Source organism: Pseudohalocynthiibacter sp. F2068, from assembly GCF_023015645.1.
Lineage (GTDB): Bacteria > Pseudomonadota > Alphaproteobacteria > Rhodobacterales > Rhodobacteraceae > Pseudohalocynthiibacter > Pseudohalocynthiibacter aestuariivivens.
In genome coordinates this window covers 154,939-181,000 of the sequence record NZ_JALKAK010000001.1, presented here as the reverse complement: position 1 = coordinate 181,000, position 26,062 = coordinate 154,939, and the positions used below count along the sequence as shown (strand labels likewise).

At 53.1% G+C, this 26,062-nt stretch carries 27 protein-coding genes; 12 read left to right on the top strand and 15 right to left on the bottom strand.

Annotated elements, in window-relative coordinates; translation table 11 throughout:
* Position 1: 1 nt before the first annotated feature.
* The 7 genes from MWU63_RS00855 to MWU63_RS00825 all read right to left on the bottom strand — a co-directional run bounded on the left by MWU63_RS00855 (position 2) and on the right by MWU63_RS00825 (position 6,740).
* Positions 2–217, bottom strand: a complete 216-nt coding sequence (locus MWU63_RS00855; protein ID WP_213888045.1) for a hypothetical protein — start codon at positions 215–217, stop codon at positions 2–4.
* 14 nt (positions 218–231) lie between these two features.
* Complete coding sequence (gene scpB, locus MWU63_RS00850) at positions 232–891, bottom strand: SMC-Scp complex subunit ScpB (RefSeq protein WP_213888046.1); 660 nt, start codon at positions 889–891, stop codon at positions 232–234.
* Positions 884–1,690 carry a ScpA family protein gene (locus MWU63_RS00845; protein ID WP_246531618.1) on the bottom strand — a complete coding sequence of 269 codons (807 nt, stop codon included), beginning with the start codon at positions 1,688–1,690 and terminating at the stop codon, positions 884–886. Before MWU63_RS00845 ends, scpB begins: the two co-directional genes overlap by 8 nt.
* A complete protein-coding gene (locus MWU63_RS00840; protein WP_213888047.1) occupies positions 1,683–2,687 on the bottom strand; it encodes a glycoside hydrolase family 3 protein in 1,005 nt (334 codons plus the stop codon). Before MWU63_RS00840 ends, MWU63_RS00845 begins: the two co-directional genes overlap by 8 nt.
* 2 nt (positions 2,688–2,689) lie before the next feature.
* Entirely contained in the window at positions 2,690–3,628 is a 939-nt protein-coding gene (locus MWU63_RS00835; protein WP_213888048.1) for an SPOR domain-containing protein, read from the bottom strand.
* A 76-nt stretch (positions 3,629–3,704) separates the two neighbouring features.
* Positions 3,705–5,450: an arginine--tRNA ligase gene (gene argS / locus MWU63_RS00830; RefSeq protein WP_213888049.1), complete on the bottom strand. Its 1,746-nt coding sequence runs from the start codon at positions 5,448–5,450 to the stop codon at positions 3,705–3,707.
* 132 nt (positions 5,451–5,582) lie between these two features.
* Positions 5,583–6,740 carry a deoxyguanosinetriphosphate triphosphohydrolase gene (locus MWU63_RS00825; protein WP_213888050.1) on the bottom strand — a complete coding sequence of 386 codons (1,158 nt, stop codon included), beginning with the start codon at positions 6,738–6,740 and terminating at the stop codon, positions 5,583–5,585.
* Between the two features lie 79 nt (positions 6,741–6,819).
* Here MWU63_RS00825 and MWU63_RS00820 point away from each other — a divergent pair, with 79 nt between their 5' ends.
* The gene (locus tag MWU63_RS00820) at positions 6,820–7,152 is read left to right on the top strand and encodes an iron-sulfur cluster assembly accessory protein (protein WP_213888051.1); all 333 of its coding nucleotides are present in this window, start codon (positions 6,820–6,822) and stop codon (positions 7,150–7,152) included.
* Positions 7,153–7,331: 179 nt separating this feature from the next.
* The gene (gene xth / locus MWU63_RS00815; protein WP_213888052.1) at positions 7,332–8,111 is read left to right on the top strand and encodes an exodeoxyribonuclease III; all 780 of its coding nucleotides are present in this window, start codon (positions 7,332–7,334) and stop codon (positions 8,109–8,111) included.
* Between the two features lie 8 nt (positions 8,112–8,119).
* Here the strand turns inward: xth and MWU63_RS00810 are convergent, their stop codons facing one another.
* Positions 8,120–9,301, bottom strand: a complete 1,182-nt coding sequence (locus MWU63_RS00810) for an FAD-dependent monooxygenase (protein WP_213888053.1) — start codon at positions 9,299–9,301, stop codon at positions 8,120–8,122.
* A gap of 72 nt (positions 9,302–9,373) precedes the next feature.
* Entirely contained in the window at positions 9,374–9,796 is a 423-nt protein-coding gene (gene dksA / locus MWU63_RS00805) for an RNA polymerase-binding protein DksA (protein WP_213888158.1), read from the bottom strand.
* A 184-nt stretch (positions 9,797–9,980) separates the two neighbouring features.
* Between dksA and MWU63_RS00800 the strand changes: the two genes are divergently transcribed.
* The 5 genes from MWU63_RS00800 (at position 9,981) to MWU63_RS00780 (ending at position 14,464) form a co-directional block, all read left to right on the top strand.
* On the top strand, positions 9,981–10,832 hold the full coding sequence (locus MWU63_RS00800; RefSeq protein WP_213888054.1) for a MoxR family ATPase: 852 nt from the start codon (positions 9,981–9,983) through the stop codon (positions 10,830–10,832).
* Between the two features lie 142 nt (positions 10,833–10,974).
* Positions 10,975–12,366, top strand: coding sequence for a DUF2927 domain-containing protein (locus MWU63_RS00795; protein WP_213888055.1), 1,392 nt, complete (start codon positions 10,975–10,977; stop codon positions 12,364–12,366).
* A gap of 1 nt (position 12,367) precedes the next feature.
* Positions 12,368–12,532 carry a hypothetical protein gene (locus MWU63_RS00790; RefSeq protein ID WP_213888056.1) on the top strand — a complete coding sequence of 55 codons (165 nt, stop codon included), beginning with the start codon at positions 12,368–12,370 and terminating at the stop codon, positions 12,530–12,532.
* A gap of 3 nt (positions 12,533–12,535) precedes the next feature.
* Positions 12,536–13,720, top strand: a complete 1,185-nt coding sequence (locus MWU63_RS00785; RefSeq protein ID WP_247076699.1) for a VWA domain-containing protein — start codon at positions 12,536–12,538, stop codon at positions 13,718–13,720.
* A gap of 54 nt (positions 13,721–13,774) precedes the next feature.
* A complete protein-coding gene (locus MWU63_RS00780; protein ID WP_247076697.1) occupies positions 13,775–14,464 on the top strand; it encodes a M48 family metallopeptidase in 690 nt (229 codons plus the stop codon).
* 41 nt (positions 14,465–14,505) lie between these two features.
* Here MWU63_RS00780 and MWU63_RS00775 read toward each other — a convergent pair whose 3' ends face one another.
* From MWU63_RS00775 to MWU63_RS00765, 3 genes are read right to left on the bottom strand one after another with little or no spacing between them, the layout of a single operon-like run.
* Entirely contained in the window at positions 14,506–15,057 is a 552-nt protein-coding gene (locus tag MWU63_RS00775) for a PIN domain-containing protein (RefSeq protein ID WP_247076695.1), read from the bottom strand.
* Positions 15,057–16,256, bottom strand: a complete 1,200-nt coding sequence (locus MWU63_RS00770) for a class I SAM-dependent rRNA methyltransferase (RefSeq protein WP_213888060.1) — start codon at positions 16,254–16,256, stop codon at positions 15,057–15,059. The genes MWU63_RS00775 and MWU63_RS00770 overlap by 1 nt, the downstream gene beginning before the upstream one ends.
* A 39-nt stretch (positions 16,257–16,295) precedes the next feature.
* A complete protein-coding gene (locus MWU63_RS00765) occupies positions 16,296–16,904 on the bottom strand; it encodes a DUF6778 family protein (RefSeq protein WP_247076693.1) in 609 nt (202 codons plus the stop codon).
* Between the two features lie 353 nt (positions 16,905–17,257).
* On the opposite strand from MWU63_RS00765, the gene MWU63_RS00760 reads away from it, so the two are divergent.
* Complete coding sequence (locus MWU63_RS00760) at positions 17,258–17,899, top strand: keto-deoxy-phosphogluconate aldolase (RefSeq protein WP_213888062.1); 642 nt, start codon at positions 17,258–17,260, stop codon at positions 17,897–17,899.
* A 12-nt stretch (positions 17,900–17,911) separates the two neighbouring features.
* On the opposite strand, the gene MWU63_RS00755 is transcribed toward MWU63_RS00760, so the two are convergent.
* Positions 17,912–18,184 (bottom strand): hypothetical protein, encoded by a 273-nt coding sequence (locus tag MWU63_RS00755; protein WP_213888063.1) that lies wholly within the window; start codon positions 18,182–18,184, stop codon positions 17,912–17,914.
* The gene (locus tag MWU63_RS00750; protein ID WP_213888159.1) at positions 18,181–20,979 is read right to left on the bottom strand and encodes a bifunctional [glutamine synthetase] adenylyltransferase/[glutamine synthetase]-adenylyl-L-tyrosine phosphorylase; all 2,799 of its coding nucleotides are present in this window, start codon (positions 20,977–20,979) and stop codon (positions 18,181–18,183) included. Before MWU63_RS00750 ends, MWU63_RS00755 begins: the two co-directional genes overlap by 4 nt.
* A 164-nt stretch (positions 20,980–21,143) precedes the next feature.
* On the opposite strand from MWU63_RS00750, the gene MWU63_RS00745 reads away from it, so the two are divergent.
* The 4 genes from MWU63_RS00745 (at position 21,144) to MWU63_RS00730 (ending at position 23,587) form a co-directional block, all read left to right on the top strand.
* Positions 21,144–21,611, top strand: a complete 468-nt coding sequence (locus MWU63_RS00745) for a YbaK/EbsC family protein (protein ID WP_213888064.1) — start codon at positions 21,144–21,146, stop codon at positions 21,609–21,611.
* A gap of 118 nt (positions 21,612–21,729) precedes the next feature.
* A complete protein-coding gene (locus MWU63_RS00740; protein WP_213888065.1) occupies positions 21,730–22,131 on the top strand; it encodes a DUF2852 domain-containing protein in 402 nt (133 codons plus the stop codon).
* A 66-nt stretch (positions 22,132–22,197) separates the two neighbouring features.
* Entirely contained in the window at positions 22,198–22,653 is a 456-nt protein-coding gene (locus MWU63_RS00735) for an RDD family protein (RefSeq protein ID WP_213888066.1), read from the top strand.
* A gap of 97 nt (positions 22,654–22,750) precedes the next feature.
* Positions 22,751–23,587 (top strand): arginyltransferase, encoded by an 837-nt coding sequence (locus tag MWU63_RS00730; RefSeq protein WP_247076691.1) that lies wholly within the window; start codon positions 22,751–22,753, stop codon positions 23,585–23,587.
* Between the two features lie 109 nt (positions 23,588–23,696).
* Here the strand turns inward: MWU63_RS00730 and MWU63_RS00725 are convergent, their stop codons facing one another.
* Positions 23,697–26,051 carry a TRAP transporter large permease subunit gene (locus MWU63_RS00725; protein ID WP_213888068.1) on the bottom strand — a complete coding sequence of 785 codons (2,355 nt, stop codon included), beginning with the start codon at positions 26,049–26,051 and terminating at the stop codon, positions 23,697–23,699.
* Between the last annotated feature and the right edge of the window lie 11 nt (positions 26,052–26,062).

The following is a 26,062-nucleotide window of genomic DNA, read 5'->3' as shown; positions in this document are numbered from 1 at the left end:
TTTAAAGCCTTGTGATCCGTCTGGTGATTCGCGCTGCTTGTTTGGCGCGCTTGGCCGTTTCGCGGGCCTGTTTTGCTTGCTGTTGTTCTTCCGGCGTCATATCCGCAGGCACCTTGCCACGGTTGGCGGCCAAATCAATTCCCTTATTAATCCCTTTATTGATCAGTTTTCTCATGACCAATCTGGTGATCATGTTAATGATCTGGTTGATGTTCATATCGCACCTCTGCTTTAATCCTCAAACAATTCGCTTTGGCCTTCTTCGGCTTCTTCTTCATCGTCCGTTTCACCGGACAAACCCAGCATAAGTCCTGGTGGTGGTCTGTTTTCCAGTAACCCGGCGGCGCGAAGCTCTTTTATGCCGGGTAAGTCGCGCGCATTTTCCAGACCAAAGTGATCCAGGAATTCCTGCGTCACAACAAAAGTGACAGGCCGGCCCGGCGTCATGCGGCGCCGTCCGAACCGGATCCATTCCAGTTCAAGCAATTGATCAACTGTACCACGGCTGACGGAAACGCCACGAATTTCTTCAATCTCTGCCCGTGTGACAGGCTGGTGATAGGCAATAATCGCAAGCGTTTCTATCGCTGCACGGGACAGCTTGCGCGTCTCAACCGTTTCTTTCTGCATCAGAAACCCAAGATCGGGCGCGGTGCGGATCGCCCAGGCATCCCCGACTTTTGATATTGCAACACCCCGGCCATTATAGCGTTTACGTAGGTAAACCAACGCTTCGGCGGCGTCGCTGCCATGCGGCATCCGCGCTTCAAGTTCTTTCACCGTAACGGGGTCAGCACTCGCGAAAAGGATCGCCTCAACCATGCGTTCCTGCTCAGCCATTGGTGGCGCTTCGAAAAGGCTTTCGTTCTCAATTTCGTCGGTATCAGCCATTTTCGCCGGCCTTCTTACGTATCTGAATGGGCTCAAACATCGCGCCCTGTCTCATTTCAATCTTACCAGCTTTCGCTAATTCAAGCGAAGCGGCAAAGGTGGATGCCGTTGCACTACGGCGTCGGGCCGGATCACTTTCCCATCCTTCCGGCAGGTAGCTCACAAGCTCTGTCCAGTCCACGGAATAGCCGATCAGGCCGCGCATGCGTTCAAGCGCCTGTTTCATAGTGAAGACAGCGTCGCGATCCATCTGGTATGGGCGAAACTCATCCTTCGTGCGAATTCTTGCATAGGCCTGCATCAGATCCAGCAAGGTCGCTTTATATGTCGTGCGGCGCACGCGTGAAACATCTTCTGGCAAACCACGGCGAAAGAAGTCGCGCCCCAACTGGTCCCGCGCCATAAGCCGTGCGGCGGAATCGCGCATAGCCTGCAGACGTTCAAGCTGGAACGCCAAATGCGCGGCCAGTTCTTCACCCGACGGCCCCTCTTCGTTCGGATCGGGCGGCAGTAGCAACCGCGATTTCAAAAACGCGAGCCACGCCGCCATAACAAGGTAATCTGCCGCCAGTTCGATCCTAAGGCTTTTGGCGCGTTCGATAAAAGCAAGGTACTGACGCGAAAGATCAAGAACAGATATCTTACGCAGATCAACCTTTTGAGTGCGCGACAGGGTCAGAAGCAGATCAAGTGGTCCTTCGTAACCGTCGACGTCAATGATAAGGGCTTCGGCGGCCAACCGTTCCTCGACGCTTTCTTTTACGTCAGCCTCTACCATGTCAAATCCGTCTTCAGCCATTTATCCGCTCGCCTAACAGCGATTCAAGCTCTGCTTCTGCGGCTGTAATGTCAAACGGTTTAGGCGTTTTGCGCGCCAGAATCGCCGCGTCGGCCCGTTTCTGCGCACTCTGGGCCAGATGACCTGCTGTATCAGCAATCTGTTCCATTTCAGCCCTCTCACCATTGCAGTGCAAAATCAGGTCACATCCAGCGCGCAGAGAGGCCTGCGTGCGGCTTTTAACATCCCCTGACAATGCCTGCATCGAGATGTCATCTGTCATCAGCAAGCCATCAAAACCAATGTCATCTCGGATTCTATTGATCATCACCTTGGATGTCGTTGCGGGGTCCTTGTCCAACGCATCATAGACGACATGGGCACTCATCCCGAGCGGTAAGTCAGATAGCTGCCGGAATGTTGAAAAGTCTGTTTCCTCAAGCTCAGACAAGCCAGCTCCAACGCGAGGCAAATCGACGTGGCTATCCAGGGTCGCACGCCCGTGTCCCGGAATATGTTTCACAACAGGTAACACGCCGCCATCAAGACTAGCGTTCGCAACATGGCGGGACACCCGAACAACGGTTTCTGCATCACTGCCATAACAGCGGTTGTGCAGGACCGGGTGAGTATCCGGAAATGCGATATCGGCACATGGCACGCAGTTTACATCAACCCCAACATCACGAAGCTCTGCCGCAATTACCCTGTACCGCAAATACATGCTGCGCTCTGCCTGATCAGGGTAAGATGCAACCTGATCGAGCGGTGCTTGCCATTGCCGCCAGTGCGGTTGGGTTAACCGGGCCACACGGCCACCTTCTTGGTCGATCAGAATTGGGGCATCACGCCCCACTGATGAACGCAGATCATTGGTGAGTTTTCTTAGCTGAACCGGCGATTCAACATTTCGAGCAAAGAGAATAAAACCCCAAGGGTCAGATTCATTGAAAAACGCGATTTCTTTTGATTGCAACACTGTTCCGCTGCAGCCAAAAATATAGGCGCCCTGCCCCATCCTTAGCGAACAACCACTGGAATACAGGCTGCGTCTTTTGCCAGCAAAACTGCGCAGAACCGGCGCGCATCATTGATATCAGCAAACCCCAAGGCACGCAGACGGTAAAACTTTCGCCCACCACTGGTTGCTTCCTGAACGACGCGCGATTTGTCTTCGAAATATTCATCGAAATCTGTAGCCAGTTGCATCCAAACAGTTACGGCCTGCTCGGCACTGTCAAAAGCGCCAAGTTGGACGAGCCGCGTGCCGGGCGCAATTTCGAGGGGCGCATCTTCGTTAGCAGAGGCAACTGCGGCTGTCACTGCCGCCTCGGCGGAGGCAACCGCCTGATGGATCACCGCATCTTCGGGACGTGCAATGGGCCGAAGCGAACGCGACACACCCGGAACCGATGCATCGACAACATCTTTGCGGGCTGGCGTTTGTTGTGCGGCTTCTGTCTCTGTCGCTGTCGCGGCGATCTGCTCGGCCAGTTCCTGAACCGCAGCGTTTGTTTCGTCAGAAACATCGGTCATAGCGACCAGAACGGGGATATCTTCAGCGGGTTCTGTCACGTCAGCTCTGACCGGCGAAGCGGCATCAGCACGCGCAACCGGCCGATCCGCCGCAATCAGTTCAATTGGGCTTGGCGCAAGGATCAGTCGATCAGCCGTTGGGGCCGCCTGTCCTTCTGACTGAACAGAGTTGACGGATAGGCCCTGATGAGAGGCTTGCCGCCCCCCAGGATCTTCAGGCTGAACCCGCATCGGCCCTTCCAAAGCGCGCACGACAGGAACGCCAGTTACGTCACGTACCGCCAAACGATACCCCCATACCGCGAGCCCCACAATCAGGGCCACGGATAGGAGCGCGCCTGTCCAATTTGCCAAAAATGTCATTTCATTGCCGACATCGGAGTCTTCCGTACGCCGATATGCGTTGTATTCAACGTCTGCCATTGTTGCCTCACTGCCCTTTCCGCCACGCGGATCGGTCTGTCTTGCTGCCTCATGAGAGCGTCGATTGCACTTGTTTTCAGCGCATTTCCTCGACTGGCTCTACACCTAAGATACCAAGACCTGCAGAAATAACAACGGCAACACTGCGTATTAAGGCGATTTTTGCCTGTGACGTTTCTGTTTTACCCTCTTGCAGGAACCGCAATTCCGGCAATTCATTGCCTTTGTTCCAAAGCGCATGAAAATCAGACGCTAATTCATAAAGGTAAAACGCAACACGGTGAGGTTCATTCGTACGTGCAGCGATCTCTATCAAACGGGGCCATTCGGCCAATTTTTTAGCCACTTCCAGTTCTGAGTCATGAGACAACTGGCTCAGGTCCGCAGATGCAAGGGTTGCATCATCAACCGCAATTCCCGCCTCTCGCGCTTTGCGCAAAACGGAATTCACCCGCGCATGGGCATATTGCACATAAAACACAGGATTATCTTTAGACTGCTCGAGCACATGGGCGAAATCAAAATCAAGTGGTGCATCGTTTTTGCGTGTCAGCATCACAAAGCGGGTCACGCCAGGGCCGACCTGATCCACGACATCGCGCAGGGTCACAAAGGTCCCTGCCCGTTTCGACATCTTGAACGGCTCGCCGTCCTTATAAAGTTTCACCAGTTGCGTCAGCTTGATATCAAGCGTGACCTTGCCCCCAGACAGTGCGGACACCGCCGCTTTCATCCGCTTGACGTAACCGCCGTGGTCAGCGCCAAAGACGTCGATCAGCGCATCATACCCGCGCTGCACCTTGTCATAGTGATAGGCTATATCCGGTGCGAAATAGGTCCAGCTTCCGTCAGATTTTTTGACAGGCCGATCAACATCATCCCCGTGTTCCGTTGATTTGAAAAGCGTCTGCTGACGCGGTTCCCAGTCTTCCAGGGTTTTGCCCTTTGGCGGCTCAAGAACGCCTTCGTAAAGTAGCCCTTTGCTTTCCAGATCAGCCAATGCAGCTTCGATCAAGCCGGTGCCATACAATGATTTTTCGCTAAAAAAGCGATCCATCTCAACGCCAAGCGACTTTAGATCGTCGCGGATCAAGCCCATCATTGCTTCGGTGGCAAATTCCCGCACGTCAGCCAGCCAGACGTCTTCACCCTTTCCGACGTATGCATCACCGACCTTTTCCTTCAGTTCGGCACCAACCGGAATGAGGTAATCGCCTGGGTAAGTTCCGTCTTCAAAGGCAACGTCCTGACCATGCGCTTCGAGATACCGAAGATAGACAGACCGGGCGAGCACATCGACCTGCGCGCCACCATCGTTGATGTAATATTCACGCGTTACGTCATAGCCAGCGAAATCAAGCAGGCTCGCCAGAGCATCACCAAAAACCGCACCCCGCGTGTGACCAACATGAAGCGGGCCTGTGGGGTTGGCGGAAACATATTCAACATTCACCCGTCTGCCCTGCCCCACATTCGAGCGGCCAAATTTGTCACCTTCGACAAGCGCTGCATGAACGACAGATTGCCAAATCGTCGGGGCCAGTCGAAGGTTGAGGAAACCCGGCCCAGCCACTTCTGCCAGAACAACACGCGGATCCTGCGACAGTTTTTCCGCCAGGTTTTGCGCGATATCACGTGGCTTGAGCCCCGCAGGCTTCGCCAGAACCATCGCCGCATTGGTCGCCATATCGCCATGGGCTGCATCGCGCGGTGGCTCTACAGCAACATTCGAAAAACCCAGCCCCTCAGGCAGCGCGCCCTCGGCGGTCAGGGTTGCAAGGCTGTCCAGAACCAATGTTCTGATTTCGGCGAATAGGTTCATGTCGGTTTCCTCAAGGTATTGGCGCGGGTTTACCACGCCGCCCCCAAAGGTCAACGCTCACAAAGTGACTTGTTGGTCTTCCAGCAATCTATCCGTTTAAAAAAGCGCAATGATCGCCGATTGACCCGCCTTTTACCGGTCGGGCAATTCTGCCCCGCCTATCATGCGCGCGTGTTCCTGGATCGCGAAGCGATCGGTCATTCCGGCAATATAATCCGCAACAATCCGGGCAAGCGCCGTTTCTCCATCGGCCTCTGCAACATCTTTGCGCCACTGCTTTGGCAGCAGATCAGTCTGCTCCATGAAAAGCGGAAACAGTTCCATCACGACGCGCGTTACAACCTTGCGCATCTCGATCACCTCTGGCGCGCGGTACATCCGGTGAAACAAAAACTCACGGATCACTTTCAGCTTTTGAAAAACATCGTCAGAGAACTGAACCATCGGGCGGCCCGCATGTCGAATGTCGATCACCGTTTCAGGTGAAAGATCGCCCAGTCGCGCGCGACTTACGTTGATCACATCCTCTACCAAAAGACCAAAGAAACGGCGTAAGGCCTCGTGTCGGCGACGGTAGTAGTTCAGGCCGGGATATTTATCATCGACCCTTTTGAAACACCCGTCCAACAGCGGCATCTCTGCAAGCTCGTCGGTCGAAAACAATTCTGCACGCAAACCATCATGTAGATCATGGTTGTTATAGGCGACATCGTCCGCCAAAGCCGCAACTTGAGCTTCGGCGCTTGCGTAGGTATGCAGTTCCAGATCATGCACAGTATTGTAGTCGGCCAAAGCGTAGGGCAGATCACCCACAACAGGGCCATTATGTTTGGCGATGCCTTCAAGCGTTTCCCACGTCAGATTCAGACCGTCCCACTCGGCATAATGTCGTTCTAGCGATGTTACGATGCGGATCGCTTGTGCATTGTGATCAAACCCACCGTAGGGTTTCATCAGCACATGCATCGCCTCTTCACCCGTATGGCCAAACGGTGTATGGCCCAGATCATGCGCCAGTGCGATCGCCTCGGTCAGTTCCGGATTTAACCCCAAAGCACCCGCAATCGTGCGTGCCACCTGGGCGACCTCGATCGAATGGGTCAGGCGCGTGCGGTAGTAATCGCCCTCATGTTCGATAAAAACCTGCGTTTTATGCTTTAGCCGGCGAAACGCCGACGCATGAATAATACGGTCCCGGTCACGTTGAAAACATGACCTAAATGCGCTCTCTTCTTCTGCGTACAGCCGTCCCCGGGCTGAAGCAGGGTCCGAGGCATATGCGTTTCGCATGGTTCTGCCTGTTGTCGCCTGTTGTTCGCATCCTTATATTGCTTTTGAACGAATATGAAAACGCGCATAAGGCGATAAAATGGAACTTACACTGCCCCCAAAGGTCACACCCCGCGCATTTCAGCGTTTAGCAGAAATCAATGCGTCCTCAAAAGAGGTAAAGGCGCTGCGCGTAGCGGTCGAAGGCGGTGGTTGTTCCGGCTTTCAGTACGAAATCACACTGGACGCACCAGCAAAAGATGACCTGATCCTTGAAGAGAATGGGCAAAAAGTCGTGGTTGATGCAATTTCACTGCCGTTTCTGAGCAATGCAGTCATCGATTTCACCGAAGAACTGATCGGAGCGCGGTTCATCATTGAAAACCCCAACGCGACCAGCAGCTGTGGCTGTGGGACAAGTTTTTCAATGTAATCGCCTGTTCTGCGTTATCAGGTTCTCGGCCGCTTGCGCCGGCGACGCTAATTTGTCGAACATTTTGTTTTTGCCGCCGTCTGACAGATATTTTCTCTACCATGATCAAATCATCATAAGACTTGTACCCGCCCCTTTCCCCCAGCTACTAAAGTGGAAATCGCTGTGAGGACATCCGGATGAAAATCGCCACATTTAACATCAACGGGATCAAGGCACGGATCAACGCACTTTCAGATTGGCTGGATGAAGCACAACCTGATGTTGCCCTGTTGCAGGAAATTAAATCAATCGATGAAAATTTCCCTCGCGAGATGTTTGAAGACAAAGGTTACAATGTTCAAACGCATGGTCAGAAAAGCTTCAATGGCGTGGCGATCCTTTCCAAGCTCCCTTTGGAGGATGTGACGCGCGGTCTGCCGGGCGATGATGACGACGAACAAGCCCGCTGGATTGAAGCAACAGTTGTCGGGGAGCAGGCGGTGCGCATCTGCGGGTTGTACCTCCCGAATGGCAACCCCGTACCGGGCCCGAAGTATGATTATAAACTGGCCTGGATGGAAAGACTCTACAAACGCGCGCAAGAGTTACTGAGAAGCGAAGAACCGGCCTTAATGGCAGGGGATTACAATATAATTCCGCAAGCAGAAGACGCGAAAAAACCGGAAGATTGGGTTGATGACGCCCTGTTTCGCATCGAAAGCCGGACCGCGTGGCGCAAGATCGTCAACCTTGGCTTCACCGAGGCATTTCGCGCGCGCAATCAACTGCCCGAGCAATATAGTTTCTGGGACTATCAGGCTGGGGCCTGGAACCGGAACAACGGCATTCGTATTGATCACTTCCTTATGACGCCGCAATGCGCTGATTTATTGCGAGATTGTCAGATCGATTCTGCGATACGAGGACGTGAAAAACCCTCTGACCACGTGCCGGTCTGGGTCGATATCGCGGCCTGACACCAAAGTTAACTGGATTTTGTCACGTCGTAGCCATAGAGCCAGTCAAATTTTTTCAACGCCATATCTGGCGCGATATGGTTTGTCAGCCGTAAAGCCGTGTGCGCGGCGAAACGCAATGGTTTCAGACGCAGGTGGTAGTTACGGGCATTCTTACTTGCTGCATTTATTACACGGGTCGCGCGTGCATGACGGCGGTTTTGATACGCTGCAAGCCCTGTCTCGACCTCGGTCGTTTTCTGCAAACTATCTGCGAGCGTCCAGGCATCTTCCAGCGCCATTGATGCCCCCTGGGCCATGAACGGCAAAGTAGGATGCGCAGCATCACCCAGAATCGCGGTGTGATTCTTGAACCATTTTGGCGCGACCCGATGCCTGAACAGTCCCCAAAGGTGCAATGTTTCGACGCGCTCCAGCAACGCCTGAACTTCCGGGCAGAATTCCGCAAACGCAGCGCGCAGATTTGCTGGCTCATCGGGATGATTCCAGCCTTCTGCCGCCCAGTCTCTGCGCTCTTCCACGGCGACTATATTTATCATCGATCCCCCACGCAAAGGATAGCAAACCAAATGACGACCCGGGCCCATGTAAACTGTTGCGACCGCTGGCTCGTTTCCTAATGCGGGCACAACGGCACGCCACGCGACCTGGCGCGTGAAAAATGGTTTGGAGACGCCATTCAGGGCGATACGCGTCGGTGAATTGACACCATCCGCCCCAATCAAAATATCCGATTTCGTGGTTGCGCCCTGCGCTGTCTGCAACCACGCACGCCCCTTTTCAGTGAAGGAAACCTCTGTAACGCATTGCAGCAGTCGGATTTTAACACCAGCATCGCGCGCAGACTCTGCCAGCATTTCAACCAGATCGGCACGGTGCAGAAAATAATAGTTTTGCGGCGTATCCTGTCGTGTCAGATCAAGTTCAAAGACAAGCTTGCCTGCACGAAAATCACGTAGCTGCACCCCTTTGGCCCGAAAACCTTTCTTTCGAATCGCGTCTCCCAAGCCAAGCGATTGAAGCACGACAGCGCCATTTGGGCTGATTTGAAGGCCTGCGCCGACTTCACTTATTTTGTCAGCCTGCTCAAGAATGGTAACGTCAGCGCCAGCGCGTGCAAGGGCCGTCGCTGCTGCCAGCCCACCAATGCCAGCGCCCAGAACTTTTATTTTTTGATCCGCAAGCGTCAAATCCAGCCTCTCAAACGAAAGACGCCAGAGCTATTCAGCCCCGGCGCCCCCCTAAATTTTTGTTCACGGCGATCAATCGTCGCGATGAACTTTTTCTTGCCTCTCGTGGCGTTCTTGCGCTTCGAGGCTCATCGTCGCGATCGGGCGCGCATCAAGACGTTTCAACGAAATTGGTTCGCCTGTTTCTTCGCAATACCCATATTCGCCTTCATCGATACGGCGAAGTGCTGAGTCAATTTTTGCAACCAGCTTACGCTGACGGTCACGCGTGCGCAGCTCCAATGCACGATCTGTCTCTTCCGAGGCACGATCTGCGACATCTGGGATGTTGCGTGAACCATCTTGCAAGCCTTCGATGGTATCTTTGCTATCGGCCATAAGTTCGTTTTTCCAGTTGGTCAGCTTGCGTCGGAAATACGCCAACTGACGTTCGTTCATAAACGATTCATCTTCTGCTGGGCGATAGTCGTCTGGTAGGAAAACTTCGGCTTTCATACCTGCTCCCTTAACTTTGCCTGTGACTGGCTCTGAATGTGAGTCTGACATCCGGCTCCCTCTTTATGACCCGTCGTCTAATCCAATCTAAAAGGATTGTCACTAGGTGATTACACAGAGTTGAAGCGGCTGTCTTGTGTGGTAATGTCACGTTTAAATCCATAACCAGGCACTGAAGAACATTATGAATTTTACCGATAAATTTAACGGAACCGACTCTTACGTCGCAACCGAAGACCTCACCGTGGCTGTAAACGCCGCTGTAACATTGGAACGGCCGCTTTTGGTGAAAGGTGAACCGGGAACAGGAAAAACCGAACTGGCCCGGCAGGTCAGTGCGGCTTTGGGTCTGCCAATGATTGAGTGGCACATCAAATCGACCACCAAAGCGCAACAAGGCCTGTACGAATATGACGCAGTCAGCCGTTTGCGTGACAGTCAACTGGGTGAAGAGTGTGTACACAACGTCAAAAACTACATCCGCAAAGGCAAGCTTTGGCAGGCTTTTCACGCGGATGGCAAATCAGTCCTGCTGATCGACGAAATAGACAAGGCCGACATCGAGTTTCCAAATGATTTGCTACAGGAACTCGACCGGATGGAATTTTACGTATACGAAACCGGCGAGATGATCTCTGCAAAGCATCGCCCAATCGTGATCATTACATCAAACAACGAAAAAGAATTGCCAGACGCCTTTTTGCGTCGCTGTTTTTTCCACTATATTCGTTTCCCGGATATGGACACGATGAAAGAAATCGTCGAGGTCCATTTTCCAGGCCTCAAAGAACAGCTTTTAACCACAGCTTTGACGCAATTTTATGAAATCCGTGAAACATCGGGGCTAAAGAAAAAGCCCTCTACCTCAGAAGTACTGGATTGGTTGAAACTGTTGCTTGCCGAAGACCTGACCCCCGAAGATCTGAGACGGGATGGCGCGAATGCGCTTCCGAAACTGCACGGCGCGCTTTTGAAAAACGAACAGGATGTACATCTTTTTGAGCGGCTCGCGTTTATGGCCCGAGGGCAGAGATGACGCTTTTCATTCGTCCCCTTAACGCATCAGACGAAGCCGGCAAAACGAGGCGCGCCTTCTATTTGCTGGCCCACGCGAGATTTCGATACAGTTGCGCGGCAGTTGTACGACCGCATTGGCGTCAAAACGCCGTTTATAGAATATGCAAGGCCTTAACACTTTGACATTCCGCATTTTAACATTTGCATTCCTTGCCCTTGCGGCCTGCTCTCCTCTACCCCGCAGCGAGGTACCGGAACGGCGCGCGCCAGCCGATCTAGTATTGCCACCTATGAAGGTATTTTCAAATCAACGCAGCCTCCCCACAAGGCAATCCAACAGCTCACTTGCCAGAGACTTTCTGGAACTCTCATTTCAGATGGAAAGCGGACGGCCCGTTCCCGTTATGACCCGTTTCCAGGGTCCAATAACACTGCGTGTCACCGGTGATGCACCTGCAAATCTCGCACCGGACTTGCGCCGTCTTATCAGCCGGCTTCGTACCGAAGCAGGTCTGGATATTTCTCAGGTTCCACGCAACCGGGATGCGAACATCACGATTCAGGCGATTCCACAAAGACAACTGCAAGGGCTCGTTCCGCAGGCGGCTTGTTTTGTTGTTCCCAGAGTTTCCAACTGGGCGGAGTTTCGAGCAAACCGTCGCGGCAACGTAACAGACTGGACCACTCTGACCCATAGAGACAAAGTCGCAATTTTTGTTCCAAGCAACGTTAGCCCACAAGAACTGCGCGACTGTTTGCATGAAGAGATCGCACAGGCGCTCGGCCCGCTTAACGATATGTATCGGCTGCCTAATTCCGTTTTCAATGATGATAACTTTCATACGGTCCTGACGGGTTTTGACATGCTAATGCTGCGTATTTACTACGCACCAGAGCTACAAAACGGCATGTCCCGCGATCAGGTTGCACAGAAACTACCCGCTATTTTGTCACGCCTGAACCCGGCAGGGCGCGCAGGTAACTTTACACCCCAATCTCCAACACCACGCGCCTGGATCAACGCGCTTGAAACCGCGCTTGGACCAGTCGCTGGCAGTACGCGGCGGCGAAGTTCGGCGCGACAGGCCATCGATATCGCCCGTGCGCAGGGATGGACGGATAACCGCCTTGCATTCAGTTTGTTTGCCTATGGACGTCTTGTTGCACGGACAAACCCAGATGCTGCCCTGCTCGCGTTTCTTGAAGCCGGAACCATCTATCGGGCAAACCCTGAAACACAGCTTCAGGCCGCACATGTCGAAATGCATCTTGCAGTCTACTTGCTTTCATCCGGACGGCCAGATGCCGCCCTCACACTCGCGGACAAAAACCTGCCGGTTGTCTCACAAGCACAGAACGCGGCGCTCCTTTCGACACTTCTGATGATAAAGGCCGAGGCGCTGGAACAGCTTGGTCGCACGCAAGATGCCGCGAGCGTCCGGCTCGACAGTCTGGGTTGGGCGCGTTATGGGTTTGGTTCCGAAGCCGAGGTTCGGGCGCGCCTTGAAAATATCATGTCGCTTGTCCCTCGCAGACAAACGAGCGGAGGCTGAAATGCTGGTCATCGGGGGATTGATTATCGGCGCCATCTTTGGCGTTGTGCTGGCTGGCAGACGCCAGGGAAACAGGCTCGACAAAGTGCAATATGCCGCTGTTTTTGCGCTTATTTTCGCAATCATAGGTCTCTTTGCAACGATTGCAGTGGAACGGATGTTATAGGCAATGTTTCTGCCCTTTTTCGAAACCCTCAGAGAGGCAGGTATACCGGTATCACTGCGAGAATACCTTAGTTTTCTTGAGGGTATGCAGAAAGGCCTTGTGATCTACGATATCGAGGGGTTTTACTATCTTGCCCGTACCGCAATGGTCAAAGATGAACGAAACCTCGATAAGTTCGACCGCGCCTTTGCCAAGACCTTTAAAGGATTGGAAAATATAACCTTTCAGGACGTTATGGACAGGGTCGACATCCCCGGCGAATGGCTGAAAAAACTGGCGGAAAAACACCTTAGCCCCGAAGAACGCGCAGAAGTAGAGGCCTCGGGCGGTTTTGATAAACTGATGGAAACGCTCAAAGAACGGCTGAAAGAACAGCAAGGCCGCCACCAGGGCGGAAGTAAATGGATCGGCACGGCGGGAACGTCGCCATTTGGGGCTCATGGCTACAATCCGGAAGGGGTGCGCATCGGCCAAAATGAAAGCCGGCACCAACGCGCTGTAAAGGTCTGGGACAAGCGGGAGTTCAAGAACTTAGACGACAAGATTGAACTGGGAACCCGCAATATCAAGGTTGCGCTGAAACGATTGCGCCGCTGGGCGCGTGATGGTGCGGCGGAAGAGCTTGATCTTGATGGTACCATCCGCGCCACTGCCGAACATGGGTATCTTGACGTACAGACCCGGCCGGAACGCCGTAATGCCGTAAAGGTACTTTTGTTCCTTGATGTTGGTGGCTCGATGGACCCTTACATCCGCACTGTTGAAGAACTGTTTTCTGCTGCAAGAGCAGAGTTTAAGCATCTGGAATATTACTATTTTCACAATTGCCTTTACGAAGGTGTGTGGCGTGATAACGCGCGCCGCTGGGGTGCCCAGGTCTCTACCGCAGAAATTCTGCGAACCTACGGATCAGACTACAAATGCATATTTGTCGGTGACGCCTCCATGTCTCCCTACGAGATCGCCTACGCAGGCGGGGCGAATGAACATTGGAATCAGGAAGCCGGGCAAGTCTGGCTGGGCCGCGCCCGCACCCAGTGGCCGTCTAACCTGTGGATCAACCCCTTGCCTGAACCCCATTGGCGCTACACGCATTCAGTCAAAATGATACAGGAAATCTTCGATAACCAGATGGTCCCAATGACGCTGGAAGGTATCGAACGGGGCATGCGTGCGCTCAGTCGCTAGGAAACATCACCTCTTGCGCTTGCCCACTGACCTTCCCTGCCCCATATCTTTATCATGTTGAAATTCACCCCAATCCTGCTCGCCATTCTCTATGCACTGGTCATGTACCGTTTCTCGGCCTGGCGTACGGCTCGGGAACTTGACGCACGTTCAACCGAACTGGCCGATCCAAAATTGAAAGCCTTGACCAACAAAATGGCAGAGGCGCTCGAATTGCCGCGAATCAAGGTGCATATTTACGAAATTGATCCTGTAAATGGTCTGGCCGCGCCTGACGGGCGTATTTTCATCACACGCGGTTTTTTTGAGAAATACCGAAACGGAGAAGTGACAGGTCCCGAACTGGCAAGCGTCATCGCGCACGAGCTTGGTCATGTAGCTCTGGGCCATTCGCGCAGACGCATGATTGATTTTTCAGGGCAGAATGCATTGCGAACGGCTTTGGCAATGGTCTTGTCCCGATTCATTCCCGGTCTTGGCGTTTGGATCGCAAATGCGCTGACGAGCCTTCTGGCCGCCCGTATATCGCGCAAAGATGAATATGAGGCAGATGCCTACGCTTCGGCCTTACTGACAAAATCCGGCATCGGGACCGCACCTCAAAAAACCCTGTTCAACAAATTGGAAGCGCTTACAAAATCACGCGCAGGTGCAGTTCCCGCCTGGATGATGAGCCATCCAAAAACGGCAGAACGTATAAAGGCAATTGAAAAACTCGAGGCCGACTGGGCCGCTCTTAAATAGACTAAGTGCTTTCTTTTTCCCTAAAATAACCCCGCCGGAGGCTAACAACCTCTCAGCGCAAGTGCTTTGGCCAGCCTTGGCAGACGGGCTTTTTTCAAGAGTTTTCTTAACTCCTGAGGGGCTCCGGCCAGTCTTTCGGCCTCTGCATGCACTTTCTGCGCGACATGCGCTACCTCGTTTGGCGCCTCGCAGTAAAACTGGAAAAGCAAATCGTCAGGATTTGTCCGTCCCAACCCTTCTTCAGACAGGGTATGGCGCGGAAAATCCTTGGCATTCAACGTTAAAATTATGTCTGCAGAACAGGCGATTGCCGCCGCCAGAACGTGAATATCATTCGGGTCCGGCAGCCAGAGCCGCGCCAAATCACCTTCATGCGGCTGAACACTTGCATCGGGCCAATTTGCACGTAGCAACGCGATTTCACCGCGCGCCTGCATATCACCGGTTGGCCCGATCTTGCGCGCGGCGCGCGCCCATTCTTCCAGAATGCGCTCAGACCAGAACGGTTTAAAGAACCCCGCAGATGCTGCCCCCATCAACACTTCGCGCATCACCGTTGGGTAAAGCACGCAAGCGTCGCACAGAACTCGCATCAGCCATCCAACCTGAAGAACAGCGCTTTAAGGTATCCGCTCTCTGCGAGCTGCGGCAAAAGCGGATGGTCCGGCCCGGCAGACCCGGTGTGGATAAGCTGGCACCGCCGCCCGCCCCGTCCTATTCCGCGGGCCGAGGCATTGCGGAACCGCGCAAGGTCTACTGCGTGCGAACAGGAACAGAGCGCGAGATAGCCCCCGGGTGCAACCAACGGTGCAGCGAGTTTTGCAATGCGTTCATAGGCACGCAACCCGGCCTCAAGCGCTTTTTTATTGGGTGCAAATGCGGGCGGATCGCAAATCACGACATCAAACTGCGCCTTTTCGGTCTCAAGGCGGGTTAATACATCAAACGCATCGCCCTTGATCGTCGAAAACCGGTCTTGCACACCCATTGCCTCTGCGCCCTGCAATGCAAGCTCAAGGGCCGCAGCGGACCCGTCCACGGCGACTGCACCAGCGGCACCGCCCGCCAAAGCCGCCAGGGAGAATCCACCAACATGGGAAAATACATCCAGCACTTTGGCCCCATTTGTCAGGCGTTGAGCAAAGGCATGGTTTTGACGCTGGTCAAGAAACAAGCCTGTTTTCTGACCGCCCAGTAAATCTGCCATGTAAATGGCGCCGTTCATCTCGACAGGAACAGGACCGTCAAGCTTGCCAGAATGGCATGTCGTTTCCTCGGCCAGCCCTTCAAGCGTACGTGCGCGACCGGTGCCGTTTTTGACAATCGTTGTGACCCCGGTGACCGATGCGAGCGCCGCAGCCAGTTCCTCAAACATCACATCAGCCCAGGCCGCATTTGGCTGAACGACGGCTGCGTCGCCGAACCTGTCGATCACAACGCCTGGCAACCCGTCACTTTCCGCATGGATCAACCGGTAATATGGCGCGTCATACAGACGTTCGCGGTGGCAGAGTGCGCGTGATAGACACGCCTCCATCCATGCCTGATTGACTACGGCTTCTGGATTCTGGTCCAGCATCCGGCAGAATATCTTTGAATTCGGATTGACCGCGACCACACCCATCGGGTTTCGGTTTTCATCCTCGAGAACCGCAATCGCGCCGGGCTGAATATTTTTCGTTCGGCGGTCCGTGACCACCTCGTTTGCATAAACCCAGGGAAACCCGTGACGAATGGCACGGGCTTCGGATTTAGGTTTCATGCGGACAACAGGATAAGGGGAAGACATCATGTCTTCCCCTTAGAGGTTTATTTCAACAGACGAAAGCCTTTAAGAGGCGTTTGTCGGTCGCGGTGCCATGACAAGTTGTTGCTGGATAACATTCGCCAGATGCTGGGTGATACGCACTTTCTGCGTTTGTCCCCGGCGTTCAGCGTTGATCGCTGCAGTGCCACCAAAAGCTTTAAGATCCGCCTTCACCAAACGTGGCCCGTCAATTATTGCACCCGTTTCGGCATGGCGAACAGTTAAAATAAACTTGATAGAATGCGTTCCGCCAACAGTGTAGCGGGCACGTTCTGTCAAAGCGTGAAAGCGTGCGACCTGAACATCGACAACTACTGGTGTTTGGCCATTCAGCTGCGCCGCACCACGTGACATGCCATCCTCAAAAATCGCGGTAATCTGTTCGTAACGATTACCGTAGGGGTCTCCGCGCCAGACGATATCGGCGACAGGGCGATACCCGTTTGCTTCGCTTACCCGCAGGTTCGTGGGTACAACGACCCGAACATCCTGAACCGCATAGGACGGAGCGGTTACCGCGCGCGCCATCGTCGGTTCGCCTAATGGAAGGCCGCGTGTAACAGTATCAACTGCGCTACAAGCCGAAAGGCCAAGTGCGAGTGCAAGAAGAACAATTGCTCTGATAGGTTTCATTATCCCAACCTCGAAACGATTTCTGTTTTGTGTTGAGGCGGAATATCGTTACAAAATAGGGCAAGATTGAGATAATACTGCAGCGATTCAATGATTTTCCCCAATTTGGAAACAATCATTGGTTGCTAAATTCCATTGTAGACAAAATCTCCTACCGTTTGACGAGAAAAGGATCGATTTGCATCATATCAGAAAAGGAAAATGCGCAGATTTCTTTAGAGAGGTTTTTATCCCATGCAATTTTCCAACACCAATGTTCAGACCGTCAACAAAAACAAAATGAAATTGATTCGGAGACGTTCTTCCTTTGGCGATTTTAAGAGCGTGTTCATCGTAACTTAGGGGTTAGTTCAATGTTCCCTGCGAACACCCGTCAGCCTGTTGCAATGCTGTGTGCTTTGGCACCGGTTATTCCGGAAATATCGATTGATGATGTTTCTTCGGCAAAGCCGCTGGCTAGGGCGCTGATAATGGGCGGTTTACCAGTGTTTGAAGTTTCTTCACGCGCATCAGCAGCGCTGGAAATTATCGCCGAAATGGCGGAAGTTCCCGCCACCCGAATAGGCGCCGGACCTTTGGTTCACCCCAGCGACGCCCATGCCGTAAAGGCTGCCGGTGCGAGCTTCGGCGTTTCGGCCATCCCTTCAGCCAGATTGCAGAGCGCATGTGAACTTATAAACCTAGCTTTGTTGCCTACAACAACATGTGAAGAGGATGCCCGGCACCTGAACGTCCGCGGTTTTGCTATTCAGAGGTTTGCACCCGCCATTACCGCTACCAGTGTGAACGAAATGAAAAAGCTTGGCGTCTCAGCCCCTCTGATCAGGTTTATTCCAACAGGCGTCGCATCTCTGGAACTGGCACGCAGACATCTGTCACTCTCAAATACACTTTGCGTGAGCGGGAATTGGGTCGCCCCTCAACAACTGATCATTGGGAAAAACTGGAGTAAGATCACTGAACTTGCCAAGGAATCTGCAATTCTTCCACGTTGAAAAACAACATGACTAGCCGTCGATTTCCCGACCTTTGCGACCCCCGCGTCTGCCTTTCTTGTTCACGGCACCAAGCCCCTCAGACAAGACTTTGGTCATCGGATGATCCGGGTTTTTCGGTTGGTACTGATGCAGAACGATCTTAATCCACGCCTTCGGGTCTTGACCAACAGGTATACCGATTGCCCAATCCAGAAAGATTGAGCGACATTCGCCTTCGGTGATGCCTTCTATAAGATAGCTGTCTTCGAACAAACCACGCGGATCAATTTGCTTCATATTCATCGTCTTGCCTTTCCATGCGGTACATTTGCCAGAGCATGGTCAATTATGCTTGCGGCAATAGTGCCGCGTTCTTCCATATCCGCTCTCAACTGGCTGATTTCGGTCTGTTTTGTTTCACGCAACATAAAAACGCGCCCGCCTTCGCCGATATCATCCATGTCAAGCGGACGGTCAGAAAGTAGTTTTGCGCCAATCTGCACCCGCCACATCAGTTCATAACTTTCACGAAGCGTCATCATGTCAGCCTCGGACACCCAACCAAGCTTACAGGCAGCCTTGAGCTGGCCTTGAATATCAGGTGCGGTATCGCCAGCCATCAGCGCACCCGCCTGCGCAAGCAATTCGATGTCCTGAAGCCGTCCACGTCCAAGCTTTGCCTCCCAAGTTTCGATTGCGGGCTTGGCTTCTGCCAGACGCGCACGCATGTCCAGAACATCGCGGACGACAATGTCTGGCGCGCCTTTCTCCGACAATAGGGACGCCCGAAACGACTCTATTCGTTTTGCCAAACCTTTGTCGCCTGCAACAACCCGCGCGCGGGTCAATGCGAGGTGCTCCCAGGTCCAGGCTTCTTCTTGCTGGTAGGTCGTGAAAGACTGATAGGATGTTGCAACAGGCCCCTGTCGCCCCGAAGGACGCAGACGCATATCAACCTCGTAAAGCCGCCCTTCTGACATCGGTGCTGACAGTGCCGTGACGAGAGCCTGCGTCAACCGTGCGTAATACAACCGTGTCAAAAGCGGTCGGCGCCCGTCAGATGTATCTACGCCATTCGCGTCATATATCACGATCAGATCAAGGTCAGACCCTGAATTGAGCTGACCCGCGCCCAAAGACCCCATACCAAGCACAATCGCGCCATAGCCGGGCGGATCGCCATGTTTTCCAGAAAATTCATCAACGACTACAGGCCAAAGCGCAGCAAGCACCGCTTCTGCCAGTTCTGCGTATTGCTGCCCCGCCTCTCTGCCGCTAATCAGCCCACGCAGGTGGTGAACACCTATCCGGAAATGCCATTCTTTGGCCCAACGACGTGCCGTATCAAGCTTTGCCTCGTAGTCCGAAAGGTCGGCGAGCATTCCAATGAGATCTTGGGAAAGCTGTTCCGGCCCCAGCCATTCGTCAAAAAAGGACCCGCCGATCACAGCGTCCAGAACCTTGGAATTTTGTGAAAGGTGATGCGCCAGTGCCGGTGCCGTCGCACAAATATCAATCAACAGGTCAATGAGTTGAGGGTTGGCTTCGAAGAGTGAAAAGAGTTGTACACCCGCTGGAAGCCCGGCCAGGAACCCATCAAACTGATACAATGCTTCGTCAGGTTTTGCCGCCTTTTGCAGCCGAGACAGGATTTCGGGCTTCAGGCGTCCAAATATCGTGACCGCCCTGTCGGATCGCAGTGCAGGGTAGGATCGCCAGCGTTCCACCACATCCTTCGTTGCTTCGGATAATTCCGGTTCTGCAGAGCTTTCAACGGGCGCAAAGAAACCTTCCGTTAGTTCATGCACCTTCGTAAGACGCTGCATCAGCGCGTCTTTAAAAGCCCCGGTATCGCTTTCGCCCATAAACCGGGCCAGCCGGTCAAATCCCTCGTCCGAATTAGGCAAATCATGGGTCTGCGCATCATTCACCATCTGCAGCCGGTGTTCGACCTCGCGATGTGACCGATAATTCGCAATCAGGACGTCCGTCACGTCTGGGGGAACCCAACCCTTTTCCGCCAATTGCTTTAACCCCGGAACGGTTTCGCGCGAACGCAACTCTGCATCGCGACCACCAGCAATGATCTGTCTCGTCTGGGTGAAAAACTCTATTTCCCGAATGCCGCCACGGCCAAGCTTCATGTTGTGGCCAAAAAGATCAATCGCGCCGCCCAGACCTTTATGGTCCCGAATACGCAAACGCATGTCATGCGCGTCCTGGATCGCCGCGAAATCAAGGTGTTTACGCCAGACGAACGGGCGAAGCCGCTCCAGATAGCGCCACCCTGCCTGAATGTCGCCGGCACAGGGCCTTGCCTTGATGTGGGCGGCACGTTCCCAGGTACGGCCAACACTTTCGTAATATCGCTCTGCCGCGTCCATAGACAGACATACCGGCGTGACAGACGGGTCCGGGCGCAGCCTCAGGTCTGTTCTGAAGACATATCCATCCCCGGTAAGGTCGCTGAGCATTGCTGTCATGCGGCGTGTTACGCGAATAAAGCTTGCCCGCGCATCGTGATAGGAATCTGTGTCGAACCGGTTTTCATCAAACAGGCAAATCAGGTCAATATCGGAAGAATAGTTAAGCTCCCCTGCCCCCATCTTCCCCATTGCGAGCGCAACCATACCGCCGGCGGTTTCTATGTCTTCCTCACTCATACCCGGCAATTTGCCACGGCGGATTTCAGCAGCTACCAAGGATTTCATCGCAACATCGACAGACATATCCGCAAAGCGCGTCAGCGCGCCGGTTACCTCTTCCAGCGTCCAGATGCCCCCGAGATCAGCAAGCGCCGTGAAAACAGCAACACGATGTTTTCCCTGCCTCAATGCCGTGGCTAGTTGTTCCAGCGGCAAGTCCTCAAGGCTTCCCAGAATCTCGTTAAAGACCGCGTCAGGTGTGCGCGCGAATGCAGCGCAGAGCCAATCCTTTTCTTTTTGAATGAGGCCTGCAAGATACGGGCTGTTGCCCGCCGCGCCAGCGACAAGGTTTTGGATGTCTGCGCCAGAGTCCGGAAACAACGCCGCTGCTTCCTGACCTCTGTCAGGCTCGTAGGGAATCGAGCAGCGGGTAATGAGTGATGCAAAAGTCATCTGACGAAGATGCGGCGTCAGACGGGCGGGCGTCAACCACACTTAACACAACATTACAGTCGATGTTTTTGGTTTCATGTCTGCTTGCGTCTCCGAAAATGTTCTGAGTAAGAAACCGAAAGGATTCGAAAAAGTTCAGAATAAGTAGCGGCAGGGAGATTACTATGAGCAAGAGCCTGAAACGCGTCAGAAATGCCTTGATCAAAGCGGGTGTGGAAACCGAGATTCTTGAGATGCCCGGCGAAACCCGAACGGCATTGCAAGCTGCAAATGCAGCAAACTGCGCATTAGATCAGATCGCGAAATCAATCATTTTTCGAGGTGAAACAAGTGGAACTGCCGTTTTGTTTCTGACGGCTGGTGGCAATCAGGTTTGTAAGGACAAAGCGTCTGCTATCGCCGGGGAAGCATTGGGCAAAGCGGATGCGTCGCTCATCCGGGCTCAGACCGGTTTCGCGATCGGCGGGGTTGCACCCATCGGTCACCTCTCGCCTATTCGGGCGTTTTTGGATCCAAGGTTGCTTGACTTCGATACCGTCTGGGCCGCCGCTGGCACGCCTCGGCACATATTTCCGATAAATTCGACCAAATTACATGAGATAACCAATGCGTTAGTATCAGAATTTATTTGATTTATCAAAATAATGTAAATTAGTTTAACATTTACTCTTGACTTAAGGAACAGATGTTCCGATCTTGTTAATGTGAAAGGCTTTCACATTCGAACATAACCTTATACGGAGTTTTCAAATGAGCATTGTTGCCTCTTGGCCCAACCAAGCAGAAACTTGGCTCGATGCGCGTGGCAAAGGCGCATGGATAGCAGTCATGGTTCTTGGCTTCATCTTGTTCTGGCCAGTTGGTCTGGCTCTTCTTGCATACATGATCTGGAGTAAACGCATGTTTTCAGGCACCTGCGCCCGGCGCAACCGCACCCACACACGTCACAGTTTCCGCTCTTCCGGCAACGTTGCATTTGACGCTTACAAATCCGAAACGCTTCGTCGTCTTGAAGACGAACAAAGCAACTTTGAAGCTTTCCTTGAACGTCTTCGCGAAGCGAAAGACAAATCTGAATTCGACGATTTCATGGACGAGCGCGCGCAAAAAGCCAAGGAAACGATGGATAAAGACGAACCCATCGAAACCTGATATGTATAATCAAGGCGGTCTCTTTAACGGGGGCCGCTTTATTCTTTGACGAAAGAGACCGCTAAAATGCAAACGACGCATACAGCCTGGGGTTTGCCGGACCCGGACCGCGAAGCAGAATTTTATCAGGACGTGCCGACAAAACGACTGATTGCCTGGGTCATCGACACGATTTTGACAGCGTTGATAACGGCGCTCATAGTTGTTTTAGGGGTCTTCATTCCTCTTTTGATCCTACCCCTTGTCTTTTTGACGGTTAATTTTATTTACCGCACAGTTTCACTTTCGCGCAATTCCGCAACACCGGGAATGCGGCTGGCTGCAATAGAATTCCGGACAAACAATGGTGAGCGTTTTGATCTTTCGATGGCGCTGCTGCACACTGCGGGGTTCCTGTTTTCTGTTTCACTGGTCTTCCCACAGGTGATTTCGGTCATTTTAATGCTCACGGGTGCCCGCGCACAGGGTCTTACGGACCTCGTGCTTGGTTGCGCCGCGATTAACAGGTCTGCGCGTTTCTGACATTCTGGGTTTAACCCTCTGAATCTCAAAGGGCTTGGCGGAAGGCAAACCTGTTGCTAGTCTGCGTTTGTGATTGAAACAAGAGCCGAAAACACAGATGCGTCATAGCCTGCCCATTGCCCCCCAGTTTTATGTGACTGCGCCGCAGCCATGCCCGTATCTTGACGGGCGTATGGAACGCAAATTGTTTACGGCGCTTCAGGGCGACTCGGCAGACAAGCTCAATGACAGTTTGTCAAAGCAAGGGTTCCGCCGGTCGCAAAACGTTTTGTACCGACCTTCCTGTGCCGATTGCTCCGCATGTCTGTCTGCACGTATAAGAGTCGCTGATTTCAAACACACAAAAAGCCAGCGCCGCATCATACGCCGCAATACAGACCTTAACCGCGAGGCAACATCTCCTTGGGCGACAGAGGAACAGTACATGCTGTTCCGGGAGTATCTGGACACACGCCACGCTGACGGGGGCATGGCCGATATGGATATTTTCGAGTTCGCCGCGATGGTCGAAGAAACCCCGATCAGAAGCAGGGTCGTTGAATATTCAAAGCGCGGCGAAGGGAAATCCCAAACTCGCGATTTGCTTGCCGTATGCCTGACAGACGTGCTCGATGATGGCCTGTCTATGGTCTATTCTTTTTACGCCCCTGATAGGGTAAAAGACAGCCTTGGGACTTACGTTATTCTCGATCATATCCAGATCGCACGCGAGGCTGGCCTGCCCTATGTCTACCTTGGGTATTGGGTGCCCGGCAGTTCCAAGATGGGATACAAAGCGAATTTCAGCGCAGTGGAAATTTACCGGAATGGAGTTTGGAGCGATCTGAGAGTTTCCGATACTTACAACGCAGATACGCACCCCCTGTCTGTTGATCCGATTGCCGAACAGGTTGCGAAGATCAAGTTGCCGGACGGTATGCCAACAACGCGTTAGACAAATGAAAAACTAACCTCAAAACATGACGTACAATTGGCGAAATGTCTCGTTTCGCTAAATGAGAAAGGCCGCGCATTCTTTGGCGCGGCCTTTATTTTTCCGTAGGTTAATGCCCAATCAGGTTAGGTACAATCGTAACCACAGCCGGGAACAACCACAGCAATCCAAGCCCAAAGACCTGAATCAACACGAATGGCAAAACGCCCCTGTAGATATGCCCAGTCGTCACTTCTTTCGGCGCAACCCCCCTGAGATAGAAGAGCGCGAAACCAAACGGTGGCGTCAGGAACGATGTTTGCAGGTTAACGGCAATCATTATCGTGACCCATTTTGGGTCCATCGTTCCGCCATAGATGACCGGTCCGACAATGGGGATCACGATGTAAATGATTTCAAGGAAATCAAGCACAAAACCCAATACGAACAGCACCAGCATCACGATCAGGAAAACCTTAAACTCATTGTCAAAGCTCTTGAGGAACTGCTGAATGTAATGTTCGCCGCCAAACGAGATGACAACGAGGTTCAGCAATTGCGACCCTATCAGGATGGTAAAGACCATCGAGGTCACTTTTGCAGTTTCCCGCACAACAGGGCTAAGCACGCCGCCTTTGAACAGAACCCAGCAGGCGTAAAATATCCCAAAGATCGCGAATAGATATGCGGCCTGAGCAGCAAAGAACGCAACCCAATCTTCAAACGGGACCGAGTCTCTGGTTATCCTGAGATCAAAATTCACACCGATCAGGATCAGGATCACAACAGCGAACGCCGCTTGAATGATAAGCTTTCCGGATCCACCCTCGTCCTGCAACTTACGGAACGCTGCCAGAAGAATAGCACCCCCAGCGCCCAAGGCCGCAGCAGGTGTCGGGTTTGTTATACCGCCAAGAATAGACCCCAAAACAGCAACAATCAGAACAAGCGGCGGAAAAACCACTTTGATCAGTTGATTGCGCCCCAGATGGGCAACGGCGTAGCGACACCCATAAAGCGCAATGATCGATGGGATCGCCAGAATAAGCAATGCTGCCCCCGGCGTTGTAAGCGGTCCTATAAAGGCGATATCCGCGAAGATCGCCAGAACCACCCCTCCGAACCCAATCAGCAATGGGCGCGGATCAGCAGAAGGTGCAACACCACGCGCGATAGCCAGAATTAACCCGAGCATGAGGAACATTATTGCAATGCCGGTTCCGACCGGTGCGGCAGATGCGACTTTGTCGATCAGTCCTTGCGTAAGTTCTTCTTCGCTCAGCTGGCGGCTTTCCTGAGCACCTCCAGACGCGTCAATAACGGACTGCTGCTCAGTAGCAATATCCCATTTTTCCTGGCCATGAAGATCAATCATCGCTGATTTACACTGGTCGGATACACTTGTACGCAAAACTGCCGAAGTTGATGCATCCGAATAGCTATCTACGATAACATTTTGCGAGCCGACAACGCCAAGGTAACCGGCCAGAATGGCGCCACCGATCAGGCCAGCTGGTGCAATGAGGAACCAGGTTAAAGCTTCGTTGCGGGTGATGACCTCGCCTTCAATTGATTCAGCAACAACGGGCGGCGCATTATGCGGGCGCATCATTGCATAACCAAAAGCGTACAACGCATAGAGGACCGCTAACAGGATACCGGGCAGAATCGCGGCCTGAAACAACGTACCGACCGAAACAACCGCTGCTTCGCCCAGATAGGTCAGAGCATCAGAACATCCTGCCTCTGCAGCGCGTTGTTCTTGCGCTGCGGAGTAAAGGTCTCCCGCCAACGTGCCGAGCAGAACAATCACAATCGAGGGCGGAATAATTTGCCCCAGTGTTCCGGACGCTGCAATAACGCCAGTTGCAAGTTCCGGTGAGTAGTTGTTGCGCAACATGGTCGGCAAGCTGAGAAGACCCATCGTAACAACGGTTGCACCAACGATACCAGTCGATGCAGCAAGGAACGCACCCACAACAACAACCGAAACTGCCAGCCCACCGGGCAATGGCCCAAAGACCCGAGCCATGGTTGTCAGCAGATCATTTGCGATCTTGGACCGTTCAAGCGTGATCCCCATCAAAACGAACATCAAAACCGCCAACAGCGTTTCAATTGACTGCCCCGCCAGAACCCGTTCGTTCATGCGGTTGACGATGAAGCTGATGTTGCGGTCAAGCGCAACTTCCCAACCGCGTTCAAACAATGGCACTGCAACTGTTGGCAAATCCGGGTATCGGAAATGCGAAATCGTGTCCGGGTGGATACCGGTTGCAACGATATCGTTGAACCCTTGCGATGTCGTATCGATCGCCTGATGCACAAGAATGCCGGCACTGTCGAGCGACGCAATGATCGAGAATGAGATAACAGCCGCACCACCGATGGCAAACGCCACCGGAAAGCCCGACAAGATGCCTCCAAAGAGGCAAAGGAAGACGATGATCAGCCCGACTTCGACGCCATCAAGTCCAAATAGCATAGTTTCTGCCC

Excerpts from the sequence above, each read along its gene's own strand:
- MWU63_RS00855 (WP_213888045.1), bottom strand. The coding sequence starts at position 217 with ATGAACATCAACCAGATCATTAACATGATCACCAGATTGGTCATGAGA.
- scpB (WP_213888046.1), bottom strand. The coding sequence starts at position 891 with ATGGCTGATACCGACGAAATTGAGAACGAAAGCCTTTTCGAAGCGCCA.
- MWU63_RS00845 (WP_246531618.1), bottom strand. The coding sequence starts at position 1,690 with ATGGCTGAAGACGGATTTGACATGGTAGAGGCTGACGTAAAAGAAAGC.
- MWU63_RS00840 (WP_213888047.1), bottom strand. The coding sequence starts at position 2,687 with ATGGGGCAGGGCGCCTATATTTTTGGCTGCAGCGGAACAGTGTTGCAA.
- MWU63_RS00835 (WP_213888048.1), bottom strand. The coding sequence starts at position 3,628 with ATGGCAGACGTTGAATACAACGCATATCGGCGTACGGAAGACTCCGAT.
- argS (WP_213888049.1), bottom strand. The coding sequence starts at position 5,450 with ATGAACCTATTCGCCGAAATCAGAACATTGGTTCTGGACAGCCTTGCA.
- MWU63_RS00825 (WP_213888050.1), bottom strand. The coding sequence starts at position 6,740 with ATGCGAAACGCATATGCCTCGGACCCTGCTTCAGCCCGGGGACGGCTG.
- MWU63_RS00820 (WP_213888051.1), top strand. The coding sequence starts at position 6,820 with ATGGAACTTACACTGCCCCCAAAGGTCACACCCCGCGCATTTCAGCGT.
- xth (WP_213888052.1), top strand. The coding sequence starts at position 7,332 with ATGAAAATCGCCACATTTAACATCAACGGGATCAAGGCACGGATCAAC.
- dksA (WP_213888158.1), bottom strand. The coding sequence starts at position 9,796 with ATGAAAGCCGAAGTTTTCCTACCAGACGACTATCGCCCAGCAGAAGAT.
- MWU63_RS00800 (WP_213888054.1), top strand. The coding sequence starts at position 9,981 with ATGAATTTTACCGATAAATTTAACGGAACCGACTCTTACGTCGCAACC.
- MWU63_RS00795 (WP_213888055.1), top strand. The coding sequence starts at position 10,975 with ATGCAAGGCCTTAACACTTTGACATTCCGCATTTTAACATTTGCATTC.
- MWU63_RS00790 (WP_213888056.1), top strand. The coding sequence starts at position 12,368 with ATGCTGGTCATCGGGGGATTGATTATCGGCGCCATCTTTGGCGTTGTG.
- MWU63_RS00785 (WP_247076699.1), top strand. The coding sequence starts at position 12,536 with ATGTTTCTGCCCTTTTTCGAAACCCTCAGAGAGGCAGGTATACCGGTA.
- MWU63_RS00780 (WP_247076697.1), top strand. The coding sequence starts at position 13,775 with ATGTTGAAATTCACCCCAATCCTGCTCGCCATTCTCTATGCACTGGTC.
- MWU63_RS00775 (WP_247076695.1), bottom strand. The coding sequence starts at position 15,057 with ATGCGAGTTCTGTGCGACGCTTGCGTGCTTTACCCAACGGTGATGCGC.
- MWU63_RS00770 (WP_213888060.1), bottom strand. The coding sequence starts at position 16,256 with ATGATGTCTTCCCCTTATCCTGTTGTCCGCATGAAACCTAAATCCGAA.
- MWU63_RS00765 (WP_247076693.1), bottom strand. The coding sequence starts at position 16,904 with ATGAAACCTATCAGAGCAATTGTTCTTCTTGCACTCGCACTTGGCCTT.
- MWU63_RS00760 (WP_213888062.1), top strand. The coding sequence starts at position 17,258 with ATGTTCCCTGCGAACACCCGTCAGCCTGTTGCAATGCTGTGTGCTTTG.
- MWU63_RS00755 (WP_213888063.1), bottom strand. The coding sequence starts at position 18,184 with ATGAATATGAAGCAAATTGATCCGCGTGGTTTGTTCGAAGACAGCTAT.
- MWU63_RS00750 (WP_213888159.1), bottom strand. The coding sequence starts at position 20,979 with ATGACTTTTGCATCACTCATTACCCGCTGCTCGATTCCCTACGAGCCT.
- MWU63_RS00745 (WP_213888064.1), top strand. The coding sequence starts at position 21,144 with ATGAGCAAGAGCCTGAAACGCGTCAGAAATGCCTTGATCAAAGCGGGT.
- MWU63_RS00740 (WP_213888065.1), top strand. The coding sequence starts at position 21,730 with ATGAGCATTGTTGCCTCTTGGCCCAACCAAGCAGAAACTTGGCTCGAT.
- MWU63_RS00735 (WP_213888066.1), top strand. The coding sequence starts at position 22,198 with ATGCAAACGACGCATACAGCCTGGGGTTTGCCGGACCCGGACCGCGAA.
- MWU63_RS00730 (WP_247076691.1), top strand. The coding sequence starts at position 22,751 with ATGCGTCATAGCCTGCCCATTGCCCCCCAGTTTTATGTGACTGCGCCG.
- MWU63_RS00725 (WP_213888068.1), bottom strand. The coding sequence starts at position 26,051 with ATGCTATTTGGACTTGATGGCGTCGAAGTCGGGCTGATCATCGTCTTC.